The following is a 15,510-nucleotide window of genomic DNA, read 5'->3' as shown; positions in this document are numbered from 1 at the left end:
GTGTCGGGGTTCACGCCGAGGTCCACATCATGGACCGCCGCGACAGATGCGTACGTGTTGTATCTATGCTGTCGCCATGTCTTTGGTCGTGAAGCAACCGCCCGCCGCCGACCGCGTCTACGCCCACGTCAAGCAAGCAGTGCTGGAACGCCGTTACGAGGGCGGGACGCTGCTCACCGAGGGTGAGTTGGCCGAGGCCGTCGGGGTATCGCGGACGCCGGTGCGCGAGGCGCTGCTCAAGCTGGAGGTCGAGGGTCTGATCCGGCTCTACCCGAAGAAGGGCGCCCTGGTGCTGCCCGTCTCCGCGCAGGAGATCGCGGACGTGGTGGAGACCCGCCAGCTCGTCGAGGAGCACGCGGTCCGCAAGGCGGTGCCGGCCTCGCCCGCGCTCATCGAGCGCCTCACCGAGCTTCTGGAGAAGCAGCGGGAGCAGGCCGCGGCCGGAGACCTGGCGGGAGCCGCCGTCACCGACCGCTGCTTCCACGCCGAGATCGTCCGCAGCGGGGGCAACGAGATCCTCTCCCGGCTCTACGACCAGCTGCGCGACCGGCAGTTGAGGATGGGCGTCGCCGTGATGCACGCCCACCCCGACCGGATCACCAAGACGCTCATCGAGCACAAGGAGATCCTCGACGCGCTGCGGTCCGGCGACGGGGAAGCGGCCGTGGACCTGGTCCACCGGCACGTCAGCTGGTTCTCCAGCCTGGCGCGGGGTGACGTCCGATGAGCTCGTCCTCATCGTCTTCGTCGTCCGCGCTGAGCCTGCCCGGCGATCCGCCCGGCGGCCGGCGAGCCGTCACCGTCTGGTCGGTCGGCGTCGCCGTCTACTTCGTCGCGGTCATCTTCCGTACGTCCCTGGGGGTCGCCGGCCTCGACGCCGCCGACCGCTTCCACGTCAACGCCTCCGCCCTCTCGACCTTCTCGATCCTCCAACTCCTCGTCTACGCGGGCATGCAGATCCCCGTCGGCCTGATGGTCGACCGGCTCGGCACCAAGAAGGTGCTGACCATCGGCGTCATCCTGTTCACGGCCGGGCAGTTGGGCTTCGCGTTCTCGCCCTCGTACGAGATGGCGCTGACCTCGCGCGCGTTGCTCGGGTGCGGTGACGCGATGACCTTCATCAGCGTGCTGCGGCTGGGCTCGCGCTGGTTCCCGGCCAGGCGCGGGCCGATGGTCGCGCAGCTCGCGGGGCTCGTCGGCATGGCGGGCAACCTCGTCTCGACGCTGGTCCTGGCCCGCCTGCTGAGCGGTGTCGGCTGGACGGCCGCTTTCGCGGGCAGCGCGCTCGCCGGTGTCGTCGTCCTCGTACTGATGCTGCTGTTCCTGAAGGACCACCCCGAGGGACACGAGCCGGAGCCCTTCCCGCACCAGGGAGCCGCGTACGTACGCAAGCAGATCGCGGCCTCCTGGCGGGAGCCCGGCACCCGGCTCGGGATGTGGGTGCACTTCACGACCCAGTTCCCGGCGATGGTGTTCCTGCTGCTGTGGGGGATGCCGTTCCTCGTCGAGGCACAGGGCCTGTCGCGGGCGACGGCCGGGGAACTCCTCACGCTCGTCGTGCTCTCCAACATGGCCATCGGCCTGGTGTACGGGCAGGTCGTCGCCCGGCACCACGCGGCGCGGCTGCCGCTGGCGCTCGGCACGGTGCTGTCGACGGCCGTCGTGTGGGGCGCCGCGCTCGCCTATCCCGCCGACCGGGCGCCGATGTGGCTGCTGATCGTGCTGTGCACGGTCCTCGGTGCCTGCGGGCCCGCGTCGATGCTCGGCTTCGACTTCGCCCGCCCCGCGAACCCGCCCGAGCGTCAGGGCACCGCCTCCGGTATCACCAACATGGGCGGTTTCGTCGCCTCCATGACGACCCTGTTCGCGATCGGGGTGCTCCTGGACGCCGGCGGGGACGACTACACGGTCGCGTTCTCCGCTGTGTTCGTCCTCCAGGCGCTCGGCCTCAGCCAGATCCTGCGGCTGAGGAAGCAGGCGGCCCGGCGGGAGCGGGAGCGGCTGGTGGCCAGTCGGGTGGAGACGGTGCACGTTCCTGTGTAGGCACCCGGGGCGGGGCGGAGGCGACGGGGGGCGGAGAAACGGACCACGCCCCCCGGCATCCGCGCTACGGCGTGACCGCGAACCACCTCAGGATCGCCGCCGTCAGCTCCGGGTCGCCCTCGGTCTTCAGGCGGTCCGCCACCGCCTCCGGTGTCACCCGGCCGCAGGCCAGCCGGAAGTACGTCTCCCAGTCGAGGGTGAGGGTGGCGGCCGGGCCCAGGGACGGGGTGCCGTCTATCGAACCGTGGCCCTCGGCGTCGACGCGGACCGTGCGCATGAACTCGACGGGCCCGTGGACGTCGAAGACGACCGCCGAGTTCGGCGGCGCGCCCGCGTCCTTGGCGACGACCTTCGGCAGCCTGCCGAGCAGCACGTCGCGGGCGACGTACGCGCCCGGCGAGTCGAGGTTGCCCGGCCGGCCGAGGGCGGTGCGCAGGTCCTGCTCGTGCACCCAGACGTCGTACGCCCGGTTGCGCATGGCCTCTTCGAGGGTGATCTGGGTGCCGAGCGGGCCGCGTACCAGGGTGTCCGGCTGCCGCGACTCGTTCCGCAGCTGACGGTTGCGGCGGATGATCGTGTATTCCAGCTCGGAGGTCATCTCCGGCGCGGTGTGGTGACGGCGTACGTCGACCTGCATCTCCATGTACCGCTGGTGCTCGTTCGTCACGTGGTACAGGTCGCGGGGGAGGGTGTGGATCGGCCGCGGGTCGCCCAGCATCTCGCAGTCCAGGCCGATGACATGCGAGACGATGTCGCGCACCGACCAGCCTGGGCAGGGCGTCCGCCGGTTCCACTCACCCTCCACCAGCGGCGACACCAACTCGGATATCGCATCGGTGGAGTGGGTCCAGGCGTCGGCGTAGGACTGAAGGCTGGGATGCAGACTCACGGAACGGGACCCCTCGGGCGGTTGGACGCGGGCAGTGCACGGGCAGCGGGTGTCTTGGGACGCTAAGTTACGCTGCTGAGAGGCACCCCGGCAGTGCTTTCGTGTGACGATCGTAGGCCCGTATCAAAGGCTCGAATGCCAGGACGGTGGTAGTGTGCGCGCCTCTCTCCTCCAGATCGCCGTGGTTGAGGGCGAATCGGTACCCGCTCGCAGGCAGCGCGTCGCCTCGCTGGTACGCGAACAAGCCGGTGCCGATCTCGTCGTTCTGCCCGAGCTGTGGACGACCGGCGCCTTCGCGTACGAGTCGTTCGGCGCCGAGGCCGAGCCGCTCGAAGGGCCCACGTACGAGGTGATGGCCAAGGCGGCGAGCGACGCGGGCGTATGGCTGCACGCGGGATCGATCCCGGAACGTGCCGCATCCGACGCGGAACGTGCCGCATCCGACCCGGAACGGGCCGCATCCGGCGGCAGCTCCGGCGCGGGTGATGGTCCCCTTGACGGCCCTCTCTACAACACCTCCCTCGTCTTCTCCCCCTCCGGCGAACTGGCCGCCGCGTACCGCAAGATCCATCGCTTCGGCTTCGACAAGGGCGAGGCCGTGCTGATGGGCGCGGGCTCCGAACTCGTCACCGTACGGCTGCCGTCGACCACGCTCGGGCTCGCCACCTGCTACGACCTCCGCTTCCCCGAGCTCTTCCGCGGGCTCGTCGACGCGGGCGCCGAGACGCTCGTCGTCCCGGCGGGCTGGCCCGAGCGCCGCCGCTCGCACTGGACCCTGCTCGCCCGGGCCCGGGCGATCGAGGACCAGGCGTACGTCCTCGCGTGTGGAACGGCCGGCACTCATGCGGGAGTTCCGCAGGCCGGTCACTCGATCGTGGTCGATCCGTGGGGCGAGGTCCTCGCGGAGGCGGGCTCGGACGAGGAGATCCTCACCGTGGAGTTCGACCCGGCGAAGGTCGGCGTGACGCGGGAACAGTTCCCGGCGCTGAAGGACCGGCTGCTGGGCCTCGACGCCCCCCGGCGTTAGCCCCCTGGTCCTCCTCCAAGCGGCCTTGGCCAAGTTCGGTGCGGTACCGCGCCCCGTACGGGGCGCGGGGGGAGGAGCCGAGAGTGGGGGAGCGACCAGCCCTCACCGGTCCGCGCCCTCACCGGCCTGCGCCCCCACCGGCCCGCGCACGCGGCGGAGCCGCATATCGACACAGCATCACCGTTCTTCCAGCGGAGCGCTCAGTCCTCCTCCCGCTCCTTCTCCGCGAGGTGGATGACACACACAGCCACCGCGATCAGCAGCGCCGGGTCCGCGTCGTCCCGTACGACCTCGACGCCGTACGTCTCCCGCACCCGCAGCCACCGTCGCGAGATGTGCGCCAGCAGCTCCCCGTCGTACTCGACGGTGAACTCGCGGTCGAGGATCTTGCCGCTGACGTCGAGCTCGGTGCCGTCGGCGAGGGCCACGCGGTAGTGGTTGCGCAGCAACGACAGGCGCTTACGCCGGATGGTCGCCAGCGGCTCACCGTCCCGCTCGATGACCATCGTGTCCCGCAGGGCGAGCATCTTCTGACGGATGTCGATGAGGACGCGCCCGTGCGTGTCCTTCAGCTCGAAGGTGTCCCGCAGCCGCATCGCCTTGCCGTCGACGAGGAACGCCCTGTCGCCGCGGTCGTCCTCGATCCAGTAGTCCTCACCGAAGCCGAGGAGCCGGTCGCGTACCTGGAATCTCATACGGTCAGGGCTTCCCCGGCGGACGGTCCGAAACGCCGCCGATAGGCCGACGGGCTGAGTCCTGTCTCGCGGCGCAGTCGTGCGCGTAGGTTCGCGGCCGTGCCCAGCCCGCTCTTCTGGCCACCACGTCGAGCCGCTCCTCAGCGCGCTCGATCAGTCGGCACGCCAGCGCCACCCGCTCCCCGGTGAGCCAGGCGAGTGGAGTCGTCCCCATCTGCGCGGAGAAACGCCGGTGGAGCGTGGCGGGGGAGACGGCCGCGCGGGCAGCCTCCCTCCGCGCCCTCCCGGTCAGCGGCGGCGCGGGCGCGGGGCCAGCTTGTACAGGGCCACACCCGCGGCCACCAGCGTGGTGGCCGTGACCATCAGGGCCATGCTGTTCATCCACAGGCCGGTGGCGGCCAGGGTGGCACCGCCCGCACCGGTGGAACCGGCGCCGATCACTCTTCCGTACATGGTCGTTCTCCTAGAGGTCTTAGAGGTCATAGAGGTGTGGTGCGTGGTGGTGTGGTGCGTTGGTGCGTGGGGGGCGGTTCACGTGGCCACCCACTTCTCCTCGCTGCGGCGCAGCAGGCCCCACAGCGAGGTGAGGTAGATGGCGTGCTGGAACAGGTCGTAGAGCATTTCCGGGATCATCAGCGCCGCGACCAGGACGGCACGGGGCCCCGCTCGGCGTACCGAGACGGTCTTCTCGACCATGAAGATCAGGCCGATCGCGGTCCAGAACGGGGAGAATCCGGGCCAGCCGTACAGCGTGGTGTACGTGATCATGAAGGTCAGGTAGACGAGGAAGGACAGTGCGCCGAAGCCCATCAGGAACTGCTGGGCGAAGTAGCGGGCGGTGACCCGGGTCCAGCCGTAGTCGCGCAGGTTCTCCAGGGCGCCGCGCTGCCAGCGCAGACGTTGGTGCCACAGCTTGCCCAGGGTGGGCATGACCTCGGTGGTGACCGCGCAGCCTGCCGGGGACATGGTGCGGTAGCCGAGGGTTTTGACCGCCTTGGTCATCTCGTCGTCCTCGGTGAGCGAGGCGAGGCTGTAGTAGCTCGTGCCGCCGCCGATCACGCCGTCGCGGCGAGCGACGCGTACCTCGCGCAGCACCCGGGCGCGGAACATGGTGCCGGTGCCGGTGAGGACCTGTGCCTTGCCGCCGGTGCGCTCCAGTTCCCACGCGTAGCGGTGGAACTCCATGCGCTGGAGCATGCCGAGGAAGCCGCCGCCCTCCTCGCCGTAGAAGACGCCGCCGACGGCGCCGACCTTGCGGTTGAAGGTGGCGAGGGCGGTCTCGGCGAACCAGGGGTTGAGAACGGTGTCGGCGTCCTGCACCAGCAGCAGGTCGCGCTCGTCCAGATGCGGCAGCATCCAGGCGATGGCCTGGTTGAGGGCGCCGGCCTTCTTGTGGGTGTTGCCCTGCGTGTGGAAGACCTGGGCGCCGTGGGCCGCGGAGACGGCGGCGGTGTCGTCCGTGCAGTTGTCGGCGATGACCACGACAAGGTCGGGGCGCCTGGTCTGGTTCCACAGGCCCTCGATGGCGGCCGCGATGCGGTCCTGCTCGTTGTGGGCCGGTATCAGAGCCGCGAGGCGCGGAATGCTTCCGGGTTCCTCGGGGGCGGCGTGCGCGCGGCGAGCGGCGTGGCGGCCGGATATCTGCCGACGCGGATCGTGTGCCAGGGCGGACGCCGGGGCAGCGGAGTCGAGCACGTGGAGCCCCCCGAGGTACTCGTGGAAAGGCCCAGCACTGCTTCCCCCCCGGGCCTCAGGGTCCCGAGTGTTCACCTCATCCCCACAAGTGCACAAGAATCCCCCGGTTACGAAATGCTCAAGGTTGTCTCCGCATGCCCTGTGCATACCGCTCCGGGGGTCCTGTACCGCTCCAGTGCGTGTGCCCCTATTGCCGTCCGTCGTTGGGTCCGTCGGCCACCTGCCGATGCGTCATGTCCGCATACCGGTCGGACGCCGGTCGGACGCCAGTCGGGCGCCGGTCAGACGCCGTAACCGTCGCTGTACCCGCCCCGGTTGTGGTGCCGCTCCTCGTCGATCACCGGCGTGTTCGGCGGCACCACGACCCGGCGCCGCTTGGCGATGCTGCTGAACGTCGCCACGCCGATGAGTCCGACGAGCATGAAGATGATGCCGACCAGGTCGAGGTTGACCCCCTGCATGTCCCAGTCGGTCGCGAACGTGAGGATCGCCCCAGCGGCGATCAGAATGATGCATCCGCCCAGGCCCATGGGTGTCGCCTCCTGTTACTTACCAGCACAGTGTCGTTCCGGGCCCACCCCGGGTACCCGACGCCACCGCGGGCATGCAGACGAACAGGGCCTGGCGTTTCTAGCCCTCCAAGAACGCCACCAACGCGTTCGCCAGCAGGAACGGGTCGTCCGCGCCGCACAGTTCACGTGCGCTGTGCATAGAGAGGATGGCCACGCCGATGTCGACCGTCTTGATGCCGTGGCGTGCCGCGGTGATGGGGCCGATGGTCGTGCCGCAGGGCATGGAGTTGTTGGAGACGAAGGTCTGGAAAGGCACGCCGGCCTTGTCGCAGGCGGCGGCGAAGACCGCGCGGCCCGAACCGTCCGTCGCGTAGCGGTTGTTGACGTTCACCTTGAGGATCGGGCCGCCGCTCGCGCGCGGGTGGTGCGTCGGGTCGTGCCGCTCGGCGTAGTTCGGGTGAACGGCGTGACCCGTGTCGGAGGAGAGGCAGACCGTACCGGCGAAGGCGCGCGCCCTGTCCTCGTACGTCCCCCCGCGGGCGAACACGGAACGCTCCAGCACACTGCCGAGCAGCGGCCCGTCCGCGCCGGTGTCCGACTGCGAACCGTTCTCCTCGTGGTCGAACGCCGCGAGGACCGGGATGTACGGGAGTTCGGTGGCTTCAGCGGTCGTGACGGCCGCCAGCGCCGCCGTACCGGCGTGCACGGACAGGAGGTTGTCCATGCGCGGGCCCGCCACCAGGTCCTTGTCGCGGCCCAGGTAGGCGGGCGGTTCCACGGAGTGCACCATCAGGTCCCAGCCGGTGGCCTCGCCCTCGGGCAGCCCCGACTCCCGCTCCAGGAAGCGGATCAGGTCGCCGTCGCGTACGTCGTCGCCCATGCCCCAGATGGGCTGGAGGTGTCTCTGCTTGTCGAGCTTGAGGCCGTCCGAGGTGACGGAACGGTCCAGGTGGATGGCGAGTTGGGGGACCCGCAGCAGCGGCCGGTCGATGTTCACCAGCCGCGTCGAACCGTCCCGGAGCGAGAGCCGCCCGGCGAGGCCGAGGTCCCGGTCCAGCCAGGAGTTGAGCAGCGGGCCGCCGTAGATCTCCACCGCGACCTGGCGCCAGCCGTGCGCACCGCTGTCCGGGCGCGGCTTCACCCGCAGGTTGGGGGAGTCGGTGTGCGCACCGACGATCCGGAAGGCCGTGTGGGGTTCGGCGCCCTCCGGCACGTACCAGGCCACGATCGCGCCGCCGCGCAGCACGTACTTGCCGCCGCTCGTCCCGTCCCACGCGTCCGTCTCCGCGACCTGCCGGAAGCCTGCCTTCTCCAGCCGTTCGGCGGCGTTCGCCACCGCGTGGTACGGCGACGGGCTCGCCGCCAGGAAGGTCATGAGGTCGTCGGTGTGGCCGCGATCGAAGCGTGGGGGTGTGCGCATGGGTTCACCTTAACGACGTACGAGAGCCCGCTCCCGGCGATGGGGAACGGGCCCTCGTATGGGGTGTATGGATCGGGCGGACTCACCGGACGGACGGGGCTCGGCCGGACATTCAGGGCCCGGCCGACCCGTCGAGCGCGGTGCCGGAAGCCTCTAAGCGGTCTCGGGGAAGTGAGGCACGCCCCCGCGCCGCCCGGCACGGCACCTCGCCGCCTTGCCGCATCACCCAAGTACGTCCAGTACGAGGGCGATGCGGCAGCACGCCGATGCACCGCACCGGACGACGCGGGAACGCACCCCACCTCCCCGAGACCGCTTAGAAGGAGGCCTCGTCCAGCTCCATCAGGTCCAGGTCGACGTCCTCGGCGAGCTTGCGCGCACCGGTGACGCCCGGCAGGACGTTCGCCGCGAAGAACTTCGCCGCCGCGATCTTGCCGGCGTAGAACGCCTTGTCCTTGGCCGGAGCCGTCTCCAGCTTCTCGGCGGCGACGGCGGCCCCCTTCAGCAGCAGATAGCCGACGACGACGTCACCCGAGGCCATCAGCAGCCGGGTCGTGTTGAGCCCGACCTTGTAGATGTTCTTGACGTCCTGCTCGGTCGCCGCGAGGTCGGTGAGCATCAGGCCGACGATGGCCTCCAGCTCGACGGCCGCCTCGGCGAGGTGCTCGCGGGCGCCGGACAGCTCCTCGCCGCCGGTGCCGAGCGCCAGGAACTTCTTGATGTCCTCGGCGAGCGAGTTCAGCGCCGCGCCCTGGTTGCGGACGATCTTCCGGAAGAAGAAGTCCTGGCCCTGGATGGCGGTCGTGCCCTCGTACAGGGTGTCGATCTTGGCGTCCCGGATGTACTGCTCGATCGGGTACTCCTGGAGGAACCCGGAGCCGCCGAAGGTCTGCAGGGACTGGGCGAGCTGTTCGTAGCCCTTCTCGGAGCCGTAGCCCTTCACGATCGGCAGGAGCAGGTCGTTGAGGGCCTCGAGCGCGGTGGTGTCCTCGCCCGCGGACTCCTTGGCCTGGATGTCGTCCTGGAGCGCCGCGGTGTGCAGTACGAGGGCGCGCATGCCCTCGGCGTACGCCTTCTGCGTCATCAGTGAGCGGCGCACGTCCGGGTGGTGCGTGATGGTGACCTTGGGCGCGGTCTTGTCCATGAACTGCGCGAGGTCGGGGCCCTGGACGCGCTCCTTGGCGTACTCGAGGGCGTTCAGGTAGCCCGTCGACAGGGTCGAGATGGCCTTCGTGCCGACCATCATCCGCGCGAACTCGATGATCCGGAACATCTGGCGGATGCCGTCGTGCTTGTCGCCGATCAGCCAGCCCTTGGCGGGGTGGCGGTCGCCGAAGGTCATCTCGCAGGTGTTGGAGGCCTTGAGGCCCATCTTGTGCTCGACGTTCGTCGCGTACACGCCGTTGCGCTCGCCCAGCTCGCCGGTCTCGAAGTCGAACTCGTACTTCGGTACGAGGAAGAGGGACAGGCCCTTGGTGCCGGGGCCTGCGCCCTCGGGGCGGGCGAGCACGTAGTGGAGGATGTTCTCCGACATGTCGTGCTCACCGGACGTGATGAACCGCTTCACGCCCTCGATGTGCCAGGAGCCGTCCTCCTGCTGGACCGCCTTGGTACGGCCCGCGCCCACGTCCGAACCGGCGTCCGGCTCGGTGAGCACCATGGTGGAGCCCCACTGCTTGTCCACGGCGATCTTCGCTATGTGCTTCTGGACCTCGTTGCCCTCGTCGAAGAGGATGCCGGCGAAGGCCGGTCCTGACGAGTACATCCAGACCGCCGGGTTCGCGCCGAGCAGCAGCTCCGCGTACGCCCAGATCAGGGAGCGGGGCGCGGTCGTGCCGCCGATCTCCTCGGGCAGGCCGAGCCGCCAGTACTCGGAGTCCATGAAGGCCTGGTAGCTCTTCTTGAAGGACGCGGGTACCGGCGCGGTGTTGGTCTCCGGGTCGAAGACCGGTGGGTTGCGGTCGGCGTCCGCGAAGGACTCCGCCAGCTCGTTCTCCGCGAGACGGGTCACCTCTTCGAGGATGCTCTTGGCGGTCTCGGTGTCCATCTCCGCGAACGGGCCGGTGCCGTACAGCTTGTCGCGCCCGAGCACCTCGAAGAGGTTGAACTCGATGTCGCGGAGATTCGACTTGTAGTGCCCCATGGCGACGGCTCCGTTAAAGGGTCGGGGAGGTGGTGATTCCTCGTACCTGGTTCGCGGCTGGTGCGTATCTGGTTCACGTACCAACGAGTAGCTACGATGATGCTACCCGTCGGTAATAAGAAGCAACCCCTAGCCGCCCAAGTGTGAGCAGGGTCTACATTCGGGCGCGAGCGTAGGACTCCGCCACCTTTTCGATGAAATCCTGAACGGAAGCCAGTGCGACGTCCGGCCGTCCCGCCCCGCCAGTACTCTTGCCCCCATGTACGGCTACGACCAGAACGCGGGACCGGGCCAGCAGCAGTACGCGCAGCCCCAGCCGCCGCCGCAGCAGCAGCAAGGGCCCGGCGGCTACGGCCAGCAGCCGCTCTACCCCGAGCCCTCGCCGCCGTCCCTCGCGGACGCGGTACGCGCGTTCACCACGGGGTCGCTGACCCCCGAGGACTTCCAGCAGGTCTTCGCCACCTCCAAGGTCTACTGCCCGCGCGGCGACAACCCCGGTTTCCTGGCGCTGCACAACACCCAGCAGCCCGTGATCCCGATGTTCACCTCGCTCAAGGAACTGCGCCGGTACGCCGGCAAGGAGTCCAAGTACTTCGTCATCACCGGCGCCGAGGTGATCGACCTGCTCCCCACCGGCTACGGCTTCGTCCTCGACATGGAGGGCGAGCACCGCATCGTCTTCGACGCGAAGGCGGTCGAGCAGATGGTCGACTTCGCGATGCGCCGCATGTACGGCTGACACCCGCGGTCGCTACGTACACGCGCCCATGTATGTGCGCGTACGTGCCCATATGTACGCACCGGTCGCCCGGAGGGAATGCCCTCCGGGCGTTCTGTGTTCTGGGTGGCAGAAAGTTCTACGTTCAACTAAACTCGGAGCACAAGGAGGTACCGACATGCCTGCAGTGACCGTCGAGAACCCGCTGACCCTGCCCCGTGTGACGGCGTCGGCGGAGGCCGTGTCCCGTCCCGTGCTCGCCGTGACCACCGCGCCGAGCGGTTTCGAGGGTGAGGGCTTCCCGGTTCGCCGCGCGTTCGCCGGGATCAACTACAAGTACCTCGATCCGTTCATCATGATGGATCAGATGGGCGAGGTGGAGTACGCGCCGGGCGAGCCCAAGGGCACCCCCTGGCACCCCCACCGTGGCTTCGAGACCGTGACGTACATCATCGACGGGATCTTCGACCACCAGGACTCCAACGGCGGTGGCGGCACCATCACCAACGGCGACACCCAGTGGATGACGGCGGGCTCGGGCCTCCTGCACATCGAGGCTCCGCCGGAGTCGCTCGTCGTGTCGGGAGGGCTCTTCCACGGGCTCCAGCTGTGGGTGAACCTGCCGGCCAAGGACAAGATGATGGCTCCGCGCTACCAGGACATCCGCGGCGGCCAGGTCCAGCTCCTCACCACCCCCGACGGCGGCGCGCTCCTGCGGGTCATCGCCGGTGAGCTGGACGGCCACGAGGGTCCCGGCATCACGCACACGCCGATCACCATGGTCCACGCGACCGTGGCGCCCGGCGCCGAGCTCACGCTGCCATGGCGCGAGGACTTCAACGGTCTCGCGTACGTGCTGGCCGGGCGCGGCAGCGTCGGCGCGGAGCGCCGGCCGGTGCAGACCGGGCAGACTGCCGTCTTCGGCGCGGGCTCCTCGCTGACCGTGCGCGCGGACGAGCAGCAGGACTCCAACACCCCGTCCCTGGAGGTCGCCATCCTCGGCGGCCGGCCGATCCGCGAGCCGATGGCGCACTACGGCCCGTTCGTGATGAACACCCGCGAGGAACTCCAGCAGGCCTTCGAGGACTTCCAGAAGGGGCGGCTGGGCACGGTCCCCGCCGTCCACGGGATGTCCGAGGGCGGGCTGTAGGCCCCGGCCACGCCCAGGAACTCACGAACGGGACCCGGTTCCCGACCGCACAACGGTCGGGAACCGGGTCCCGTTTTCACGCCTGCGCCGACCGATGGACGTCGAGGTCGTCCCGCTCAGCGGTCGGCCGTGTGGTGGAGACCGGCGAGTGCCCGGCCGACCTGATGAACCGGGCTCCACCGCGTCGGCACTCAACACCAAGTGGTGCGGCGACATCACGCACACAGCCGTCGGGCCGACGTGGCTGTTTCTGGCCACGGTCACGTCTCCACGGCACCTCTCGGGCCCGGTGACACCACCCCAGGTCATCCGATCGCCAAGGGGAGCAGTCATACCGGGCCCGGAGGTCAGCGGCCCTTTTGCAGGACCGCGAAGAACACGAAGAGGGGAGGGTCTTGGGGAGAGGCCTGTAGAGCGGCTGCTCAGAACGCCTGACTGTTGCAGCCCATGTCCGAACCGAGGTGGGACTGCTGCGCACCCGGGTTTCCCTCGCCGTTGAGCGCGTTGCCCAGCAGGCCGTTGATGGCGCCGACGCTGCCGAGCACGTCGATGTTCATGTCGTGCGAGCGGCACTCGATGCCCTGCGTGACGTCGAAACCGTCGTGCCCCCGCTCGTGTGCGAGGGCGGTGCCGGCACCGAAGGAGCCGATGCCGCCGAGGACGGCGCCCACGATGACGACCTTCTGAAGCTTGCGCATTTTTTCTCCGTTGATCGAGCGGATCTGGTCTGCGGCAGATCGAGTTGGGACGGTGGACAACTGAGAGGCCATCAGCCGACTCGGGGCAGACCGAGTTGGCCCACGGGAGGCGCCGCGACCTGTCCGAGGCCGAGCGGGGACACCTGCGGTGCGCCGGCCGGCGCGATCAGCGGATTGATGATCGGGTTCACCTGAGGGTTCACCTCCGGGTTCACCTGCGGGGCGACACGCGGCGCGGGCTCCGGGTTGAAGGCCTGGGGTACGGCGACGTGCGGGGCGACCTGCGGCATGACCTGCGGCGCCGTCTGCGGGGTGACCTGCGGCATGACCTGCGCCGGCTGCTGGGGGGCGGACTGCTGCGAGGCGTGCGGCGAGCCGGAGGCGTGTGCGGTGCCACTCGACGAGGCCCAGGCGGAGGCCTGACCGCTCTGCTGCGGGGCGGGCGCCTGGGGAGCGGCCTGCGGCACCGGCTGGGAATACTGCTGAGGAGCGGCCTGCGGCACGGGCTGGGAATACTGCTGTGGAGCGGAGGCTTGCGCGGTGCCCGCCGAACCGGACGTCGCCGCGGCCTGCGGAGCGCTCTGCTGGGGTGCTGAGTACTGCGGAGCAGGCGCGGGTGCTTGGTACTGGGGTGCTTGGTACTGAGGAGCAGGCGCAGGGGCCTGGGGTGCTTGGTACTGAGGTGCTTGGTACTGCGGAGCGGGCGCCGGGGGTGCCGCCTGGGGCGGCGGATACTGGGAAGCAGGCGCCGGAGGGGCACCGCTGTACCCGACGGGAGAGTCGGCATGGCTGACGCCGGCGCCGATGGCGGACAGACCGCCGGCCGCTGCTACGACGAGCGCGGCCTTGTGAAGCTTTCGCATGGAACTCTCGGCCCTTCAATACCTGTGCAGGGAAATCCGTTGTATTCGGTGCAGTCTTGCGTGCGCCCAGCCTGATGTTCGTACTGCGCCCCAACAGGGCAATCCCTGGGCTGACACGCGGACTTCACGCCGGAGCCGACAGCCCCTCTCTGATTCATGATCGCTGCCCTCTCCCAGCTGGCAACGATATTTCCTCCGGCCCGGTCACGGGATCCAAAACTTCCTCACCCATTTGCCATCCATCGGATTAACCGCTTTTGTTCCCGGTCCGATCTGGCCCCGGTTGATCGGCGATTCATGCCCTCTGGCAAATGGGTGACCATGCCCCGGATCCCGTGACTGGTCGCGTACTCATCTCGTTCCCCACTGGGCCAGAACGATGGTCTAACGCAGCAGCGCAAGGCAGAAAAACAGCAACAACTGCACTGGCTCATCCAGCATTTCAATAAGTTCCATGTACAGGTCAATGAAGGGCCGAGGGTTCCATGCGCAAGCTTCAGCAGGTCGCGCTCGTCGTCGCAGCTGCAGGCGGTCTGTCCGCCATCGGCGCCGGGCCCGGTTTCTCCGCCACTCCCGTTGCGTACAACGGTGCTGCTCCGCCGCCCGTCGGGCAGCCCGACGCCCAGGCCGCCTCGTGGACCAACTCGCAGGCCACCGCGCACACCAACGGCTCGCCGACCCCGCAGCGGCAGGCGGCCCCGCAGCGGGGCGCCGAGGTCAGCCCGCAGGTCAGCCCCCAGCTGAGCCCTCAGATCAACCCACAGGTCTCCCCCCAGCCGGCCCCGGCGCAGGGTGGTACCCCGCCGAACCAGAACAACCTCTTCCACCCGGACCAGGAGTGCAGCCCGCAGTCCCTGCTCAACGCGAATGCCCCGGTTGCCCTGCTCGCCGCCTCCGAGACCCGGGGTATCGACTGCACGCAGGCCAACAGCCAGTCGAATGCCCTCTCGAGCGCCCTCGCGACCTCCCGCTAGGGCCGCCGGACGGCCAGACATCGACGCCCAGCAACGGGCCCTTCGGGATCGTCCCCGAAGGGCCCGTTCGCATGTGATGCGGCGTCAGGATGCTTCCCGACAAGATCACGAAATTCCGGCGCGTCGTCGGGTGTTTTGAGCGTATTTCGTACTAATCTCCCGTAACTGTACGAAGGCGGTCGATTACAGATCGCACCCCACCTCACTCCACCGGAGATGACATGCACAAGCTTCGCAAGGCTGCCGTCCTGGTCGCTGCCATCGGCAGCGTCGGACTCCTGAGCGCCGGCACTGCCCACGCCGACGGGGGTGGGCACGGCGGCGGCCACGGCAAGGGCGGCGAGCGCTTCAACGTCCTGCAGAGCTCCAACTGCAAGTCGCACGACCTGAACCTCGACATCCTCGGCCAGGTCGGGCTGCTCAACGGCCTGCTGGGCAGCGCGCTCAACGGTGAGGGCAACCCGGGCGCGCAGGACACCCACATCGGTTCGAGCATGGGCTGCAACAACAGCGCCTTCTAGGCGCCTGACGGTCGCATAGGCGGCCGAGAGCGGGAAACTGGTCCCGGCACCGAGCCCCAGGCTCGGCGCCGGGGCCCTCTTTTGTGTCGAAATAGCCATCCGACCGGCTTCGTGAGCGGCGGCCGAGTCGACGGGGTCATGTGCCGGCGTCGCGATTCACTC

At 69.1% G+C, this 15,510-nt stretch carries 16 protein-coding genes and 1 pseudogene; 7 read left to right on the top strand and 10 right to left on the bottom strand.

Features of this window, described 5'->3' with window-relative positions:
* Window positions 1-76 precede the first annotated feature (76 nt).
* Window positions 77-727 (top strand): GntR family transcriptional regulator, encoded by a 651-nt coding sequence (locus tag ACTWQR_RS03495; protein ID WP_443225373.1) that lies wholly within the window; start codon window positions 77-79, stop codon window positions 725-727.
* Window positions 724-2,043 carry an MFS transporter gene (locus ACTWQR_RS03490; protein ID WP_443225372.1) on the top strand — a complete coding sequence of 440 codons (1,320 nt, stop codon included), beginning with the start codon at window positions 724-726 and terminating at the stop codon, window positions 2,041-2,043. The genes ACTWQR_RS03495 and ACTWQR_RS03490 overlap by 4 nt, the downstream gene beginning before the upstream one ends.
* Before the next feature lie 64 nt (window positions 2,044-2,107).
* On the opposite strand, the gene ACTWQR_RS03485 is transcribed toward ACTWQR_RS03490, so the two are convergent.
* Window positions 2,108-2,932, bottom strand: a complete 825-nt coding sequence (locus ACTWQR_RS03485; RefSeq protein ID WP_443225371.1) for a maleylpyruvate isomerase family mycothiol-dependent enzyme — start codon at window positions 2,930-2,932, stop codon at window positions 2,108-2,110.
* 154 nt (window positions 2,933-3,086) lie between these two features.
* Between ACTWQR_RS03485 and ACTWQR_RS03480 the strand changes: the two genes are divergently transcribed.
* A complete protein-coding gene (locus ACTWQR_RS03480; RefSeq protein WP_443225370.1) occupies window positions 3,087-3,959 on the top strand; it encodes a carbon-nitrogen family hydrolase in 873 nt (290 codons plus the stop codon).
* A 200-nt stretch (window positions 3,960-4,159) separates the two neighbouring features.
* On the opposite strand, the gene ACTWQR_RS03475 is transcribed toward ACTWQR_RS03480, so the two are convergent.
* The 7 genes and pseudogenes from ACTWQR_RS03475 to ACTWQR_RS03445 form a co-directional block, all read right to left on the bottom strand.
* Window positions 4,160-4,654: an LURP-one-related/scramblase family protein gene (locus tag ACTWQR_RS03475; RefSeq protein WP_443225369.1), complete on the bottom strand. Its 495-nt coding sequence runs from the start codon at window positions 4,652-4,654 to the stop codon at window positions 4,160-4,162.
* Window positions 4,651-4,922, bottom strand: a pseudogene (locus ACTWQR_RS03470) (helix-turn-helix domain-containing protein); the annotation flags it as partial. The gene ACTWQR_RS03475 and the pseudogene ACTWQR_RS03470, both read right to left, overlap by 4 nt.
* Before the next feature lie 20 nt (window positions 4,923-4,942).
* A complete protein-coding gene (locus tag ACTWQR_RS03465) occupies window positions 4,943-5,107 on the bottom strand; it encodes a hypothetical protein (protein ID WP_443225368.1) in 165 nt (54 codons plus the stop codon).
* A 78-nt stretch (window positions 5,108-5,185) separates the two neighbouring features.
* Entirely contained in the window at window positions 5,186-6,238 is a 1,053-nt protein-coding gene (locus ACTWQR_RS03460) for a glycosyltransferase family 2 protein (RefSeq protein WP_443225569.1), read from the bottom strand.
* A gap of 392 nt (window positions 6,239-6,630) precedes the next feature.
* Window positions 6,631-6,879 carry a DUF6458 family protein gene (locus ACTWQR_RS03455; protein ID WP_443225367.1) on the bottom strand — a complete coding sequence of 83 codons (249 nt, stop codon included), beginning with the start codon at window positions 6,877-6,879 and terminating at the stop codon, window positions 6,631-6,633.
* A 100-nt stretch (window positions 6,880-6,979) separates the two neighbouring features.
* A complete protein-coding gene (locus ACTWQR_RS03450; protein ID WP_443225366.1) occupies window positions 6,980-8,281 on the bottom strand; it encodes a M18 family aminopeptidase in 1,302 nt (433 codons plus the stop codon).
* A gap of 316 nt (window positions 8,282-8,597) precedes the next feature.
* A complete protein-coding gene (locus ACTWQR_RS03445) occupies window positions 8,598-10,424 on the bottom strand; it encodes an acyl-CoA dehydrogenase (protein ID WP_443225365.1) in 1,827 nt (608 codons plus the stop codon).
* A gap of 259 nt (window positions 10,425-10,683) precedes the next feature.
* On the opposite strand from ACTWQR_RS03445, the gene ACTWQR_RS03440 reads away from it, so the two are divergent.
* Entirely contained in the window at window positions 10,684-11,163 is a 480-nt protein-coding gene (locus ACTWQR_RS03440) for an SseB family protein (protein ID WP_443225364.1), read from the top strand.
* Between the two features lie 157 nt (window positions 11,164-11,320).
* Window positions 11,321-12,292, top strand: a complete 972-nt coding sequence (locus ACTWQR_RS03435; RefSeq protein WP_443225363.1) for a pirin family protein — start codon at window positions 11,321-11,323, stop codon at window positions 12,290-12,292.
* A gap of 422 nt (window positions 12,293-12,714) precedes the next feature.
* On the opposite strand, the gene ACTWQR_RS03430 is transcribed toward ACTWQR_RS03435, so the two are convergent.
* Together ACTWQR_RS03430 and ACTWQR_RS03425 are read right to left on the bottom strand one after the other, a co-directional pair.
* Complete coding sequence (locus ACTWQR_RS03430) at window positions 12,715-12,990, bottom strand: hypothetical protein (RefSeq protein ID WP_443225362.1); 276 nt, start codon at window positions 12,988-12,990, stop codon at window positions 12,715-12,717.
* Window positions 12,991-13,061: 71 nt separating this feature from the next.
* Window positions 13,062-13,493 carry a hypothetical protein gene (locus ACTWQR_RS03425; RefSeq protein WP_443225361.1) on the bottom strand — a complete coding sequence of 144 codons (432 nt, stop codon included), beginning with the start codon at window positions 13,491-13,493 and terminating at the stop codon, window positions 13,062-13,064.
* An 845-nt stretch (window positions 13,494-14,338) separates the two neighbouring features.
* Between ACTWQR_RS03425 and ACTWQR_RS03420 the strand changes: the two genes are divergently transcribed.
* Together ACTWQR_RS03420 and ACTWQR_RS03415 are read left to right on the top strand one after the other, a co-directional pair.
* Window positions 14,339-14,827: a hypothetical protein gene (locus ACTWQR_RS03420; RefSeq protein WP_443225360.1), complete on the top strand. Its 489-nt coding sequence runs from the start codon at window positions 14,339-14,341 to the stop codon at window positions 14,825-14,827.
* Between the two features lie 221 nt (window positions 14,828-15,048).
* Window positions 15,049-15,348, top strand: a complete 300-nt coding sequence (locus ACTWQR_RS03415) for a hypothetical protein (RefSeq protein WP_443225359.1) — start codon at window positions 15,049-15,051, stop codon at window positions 15,346-15,348.
* The last annotated feature ends 162 nt before the right edge of the window (window positions 15,349-15,510 follow it).

It is taken from the genome of Streptomyces sp. 2A115, assembly GCF_052245575.1.
GTDB lineage: Bacteria > Actinomycetota > Actinomycetes > Streptomycetales > Streptomycetaceae > Streptomyces.
The sequence above is the reverse complement of the archived record's forward strand: the minus strand, read 5'-3'. Positions and strand labels throughout refer to the sequence as shown.

What these genes read in the sequence shown, in the direction of transcription:
- ACTWQR_RS03420 (WP_443225360.1), top strand. Translation starts at nt 14,339, where the DNA reads ATGCGCAAGCTTCAGCAGGTCGCGCTCGTCGTCGCAGCTGCAGGCGGT.
- ACTWQR_RS03490 (WP_443225372.1), top strand. Translation starts at nt 724, where the DNA reads ATGAGCTCGTCCTCATCGTCTTCGTCGTCCGCGCTGAGCCTGCCCGGC.
- ACTWQR_RS03450 (WP_443225366.1), bottom strand. Translation starts at nt 8,281, where the DNA reads ATGCGCACACCCCCACGCTTCGATCGCGGCCACACCGACGACCTCATG.
- ACTWQR_RS03465 (WP_443225368.1), bottom strand. Translation starts at nt 5,107, where the DNA reads ATGTACGGAAGAGTGATCGGCGCCGGTTCCACCGGTGCGGGCGGTGCC.
- ACTWQR_RS03445 (WP_443225365.1), bottom strand. Translation starts at nt 10,424, where the DNA reads ATGGGGCACTACAAGTCGAATCTCCGCGACATCGAGTTCAACCTCTTC.
- ACTWQR_RS03455 (WP_443225367.1), bottom strand. Translation starts at nt 6,879, where the DNA reads ATGGGCCTGGGCGGATGCATCATTCTGATCGCCGCTGGGGCGATCCTC.
- ACTWQR_RS03435 (WP_443225363.1), top strand. Translation starts at nt 11,321, where the DNA reads ATGCCTGCAGTGACCGTCGAGAACCCGCTGACCCTGCCCCGTGTGACG.
- ACTWQR_RS03430 (WP_443225362.1), bottom strand. Translation starts at nt 12,990, where the DNA reads ATGCGCAAGCTTCAGAAGGTCGTCATCGTGGGCGCCGTCCTCGGCGGC.
- ACTWQR_RS03475 (WP_443225369.1), bottom strand. Translation starts at nt 4,654, where the DNA reads ATGAGATTCCAGGTACGCGACCGGCTCCTCGGCTTCGGTGAGGACTAC.
- ACTWQR_RS03415 (WP_443225359.1), top strand. Translation starts at nt 15,049, where the DNA reads ATGCACAAGCTTCGCAAGGCTGCCGTCCTGGTCGCTGCCATCGGCAGC.
- ACTWQR_RS03495 (WP_443225373.1), top strand. Translation starts at nt 77, where the DNA reads ATGTCTTTGGTCGTGAAGCAACCGCCCGCCGCCGACCGCGTCTACGCC.
- ACTWQR_RS03440 (WP_443225364.1), top strand. Translation starts at nt 10,684, where the DNA reads ATGTACGGCTACGACCAGAACGCGGGACCGGGCCAGCAGCAGTACGCG.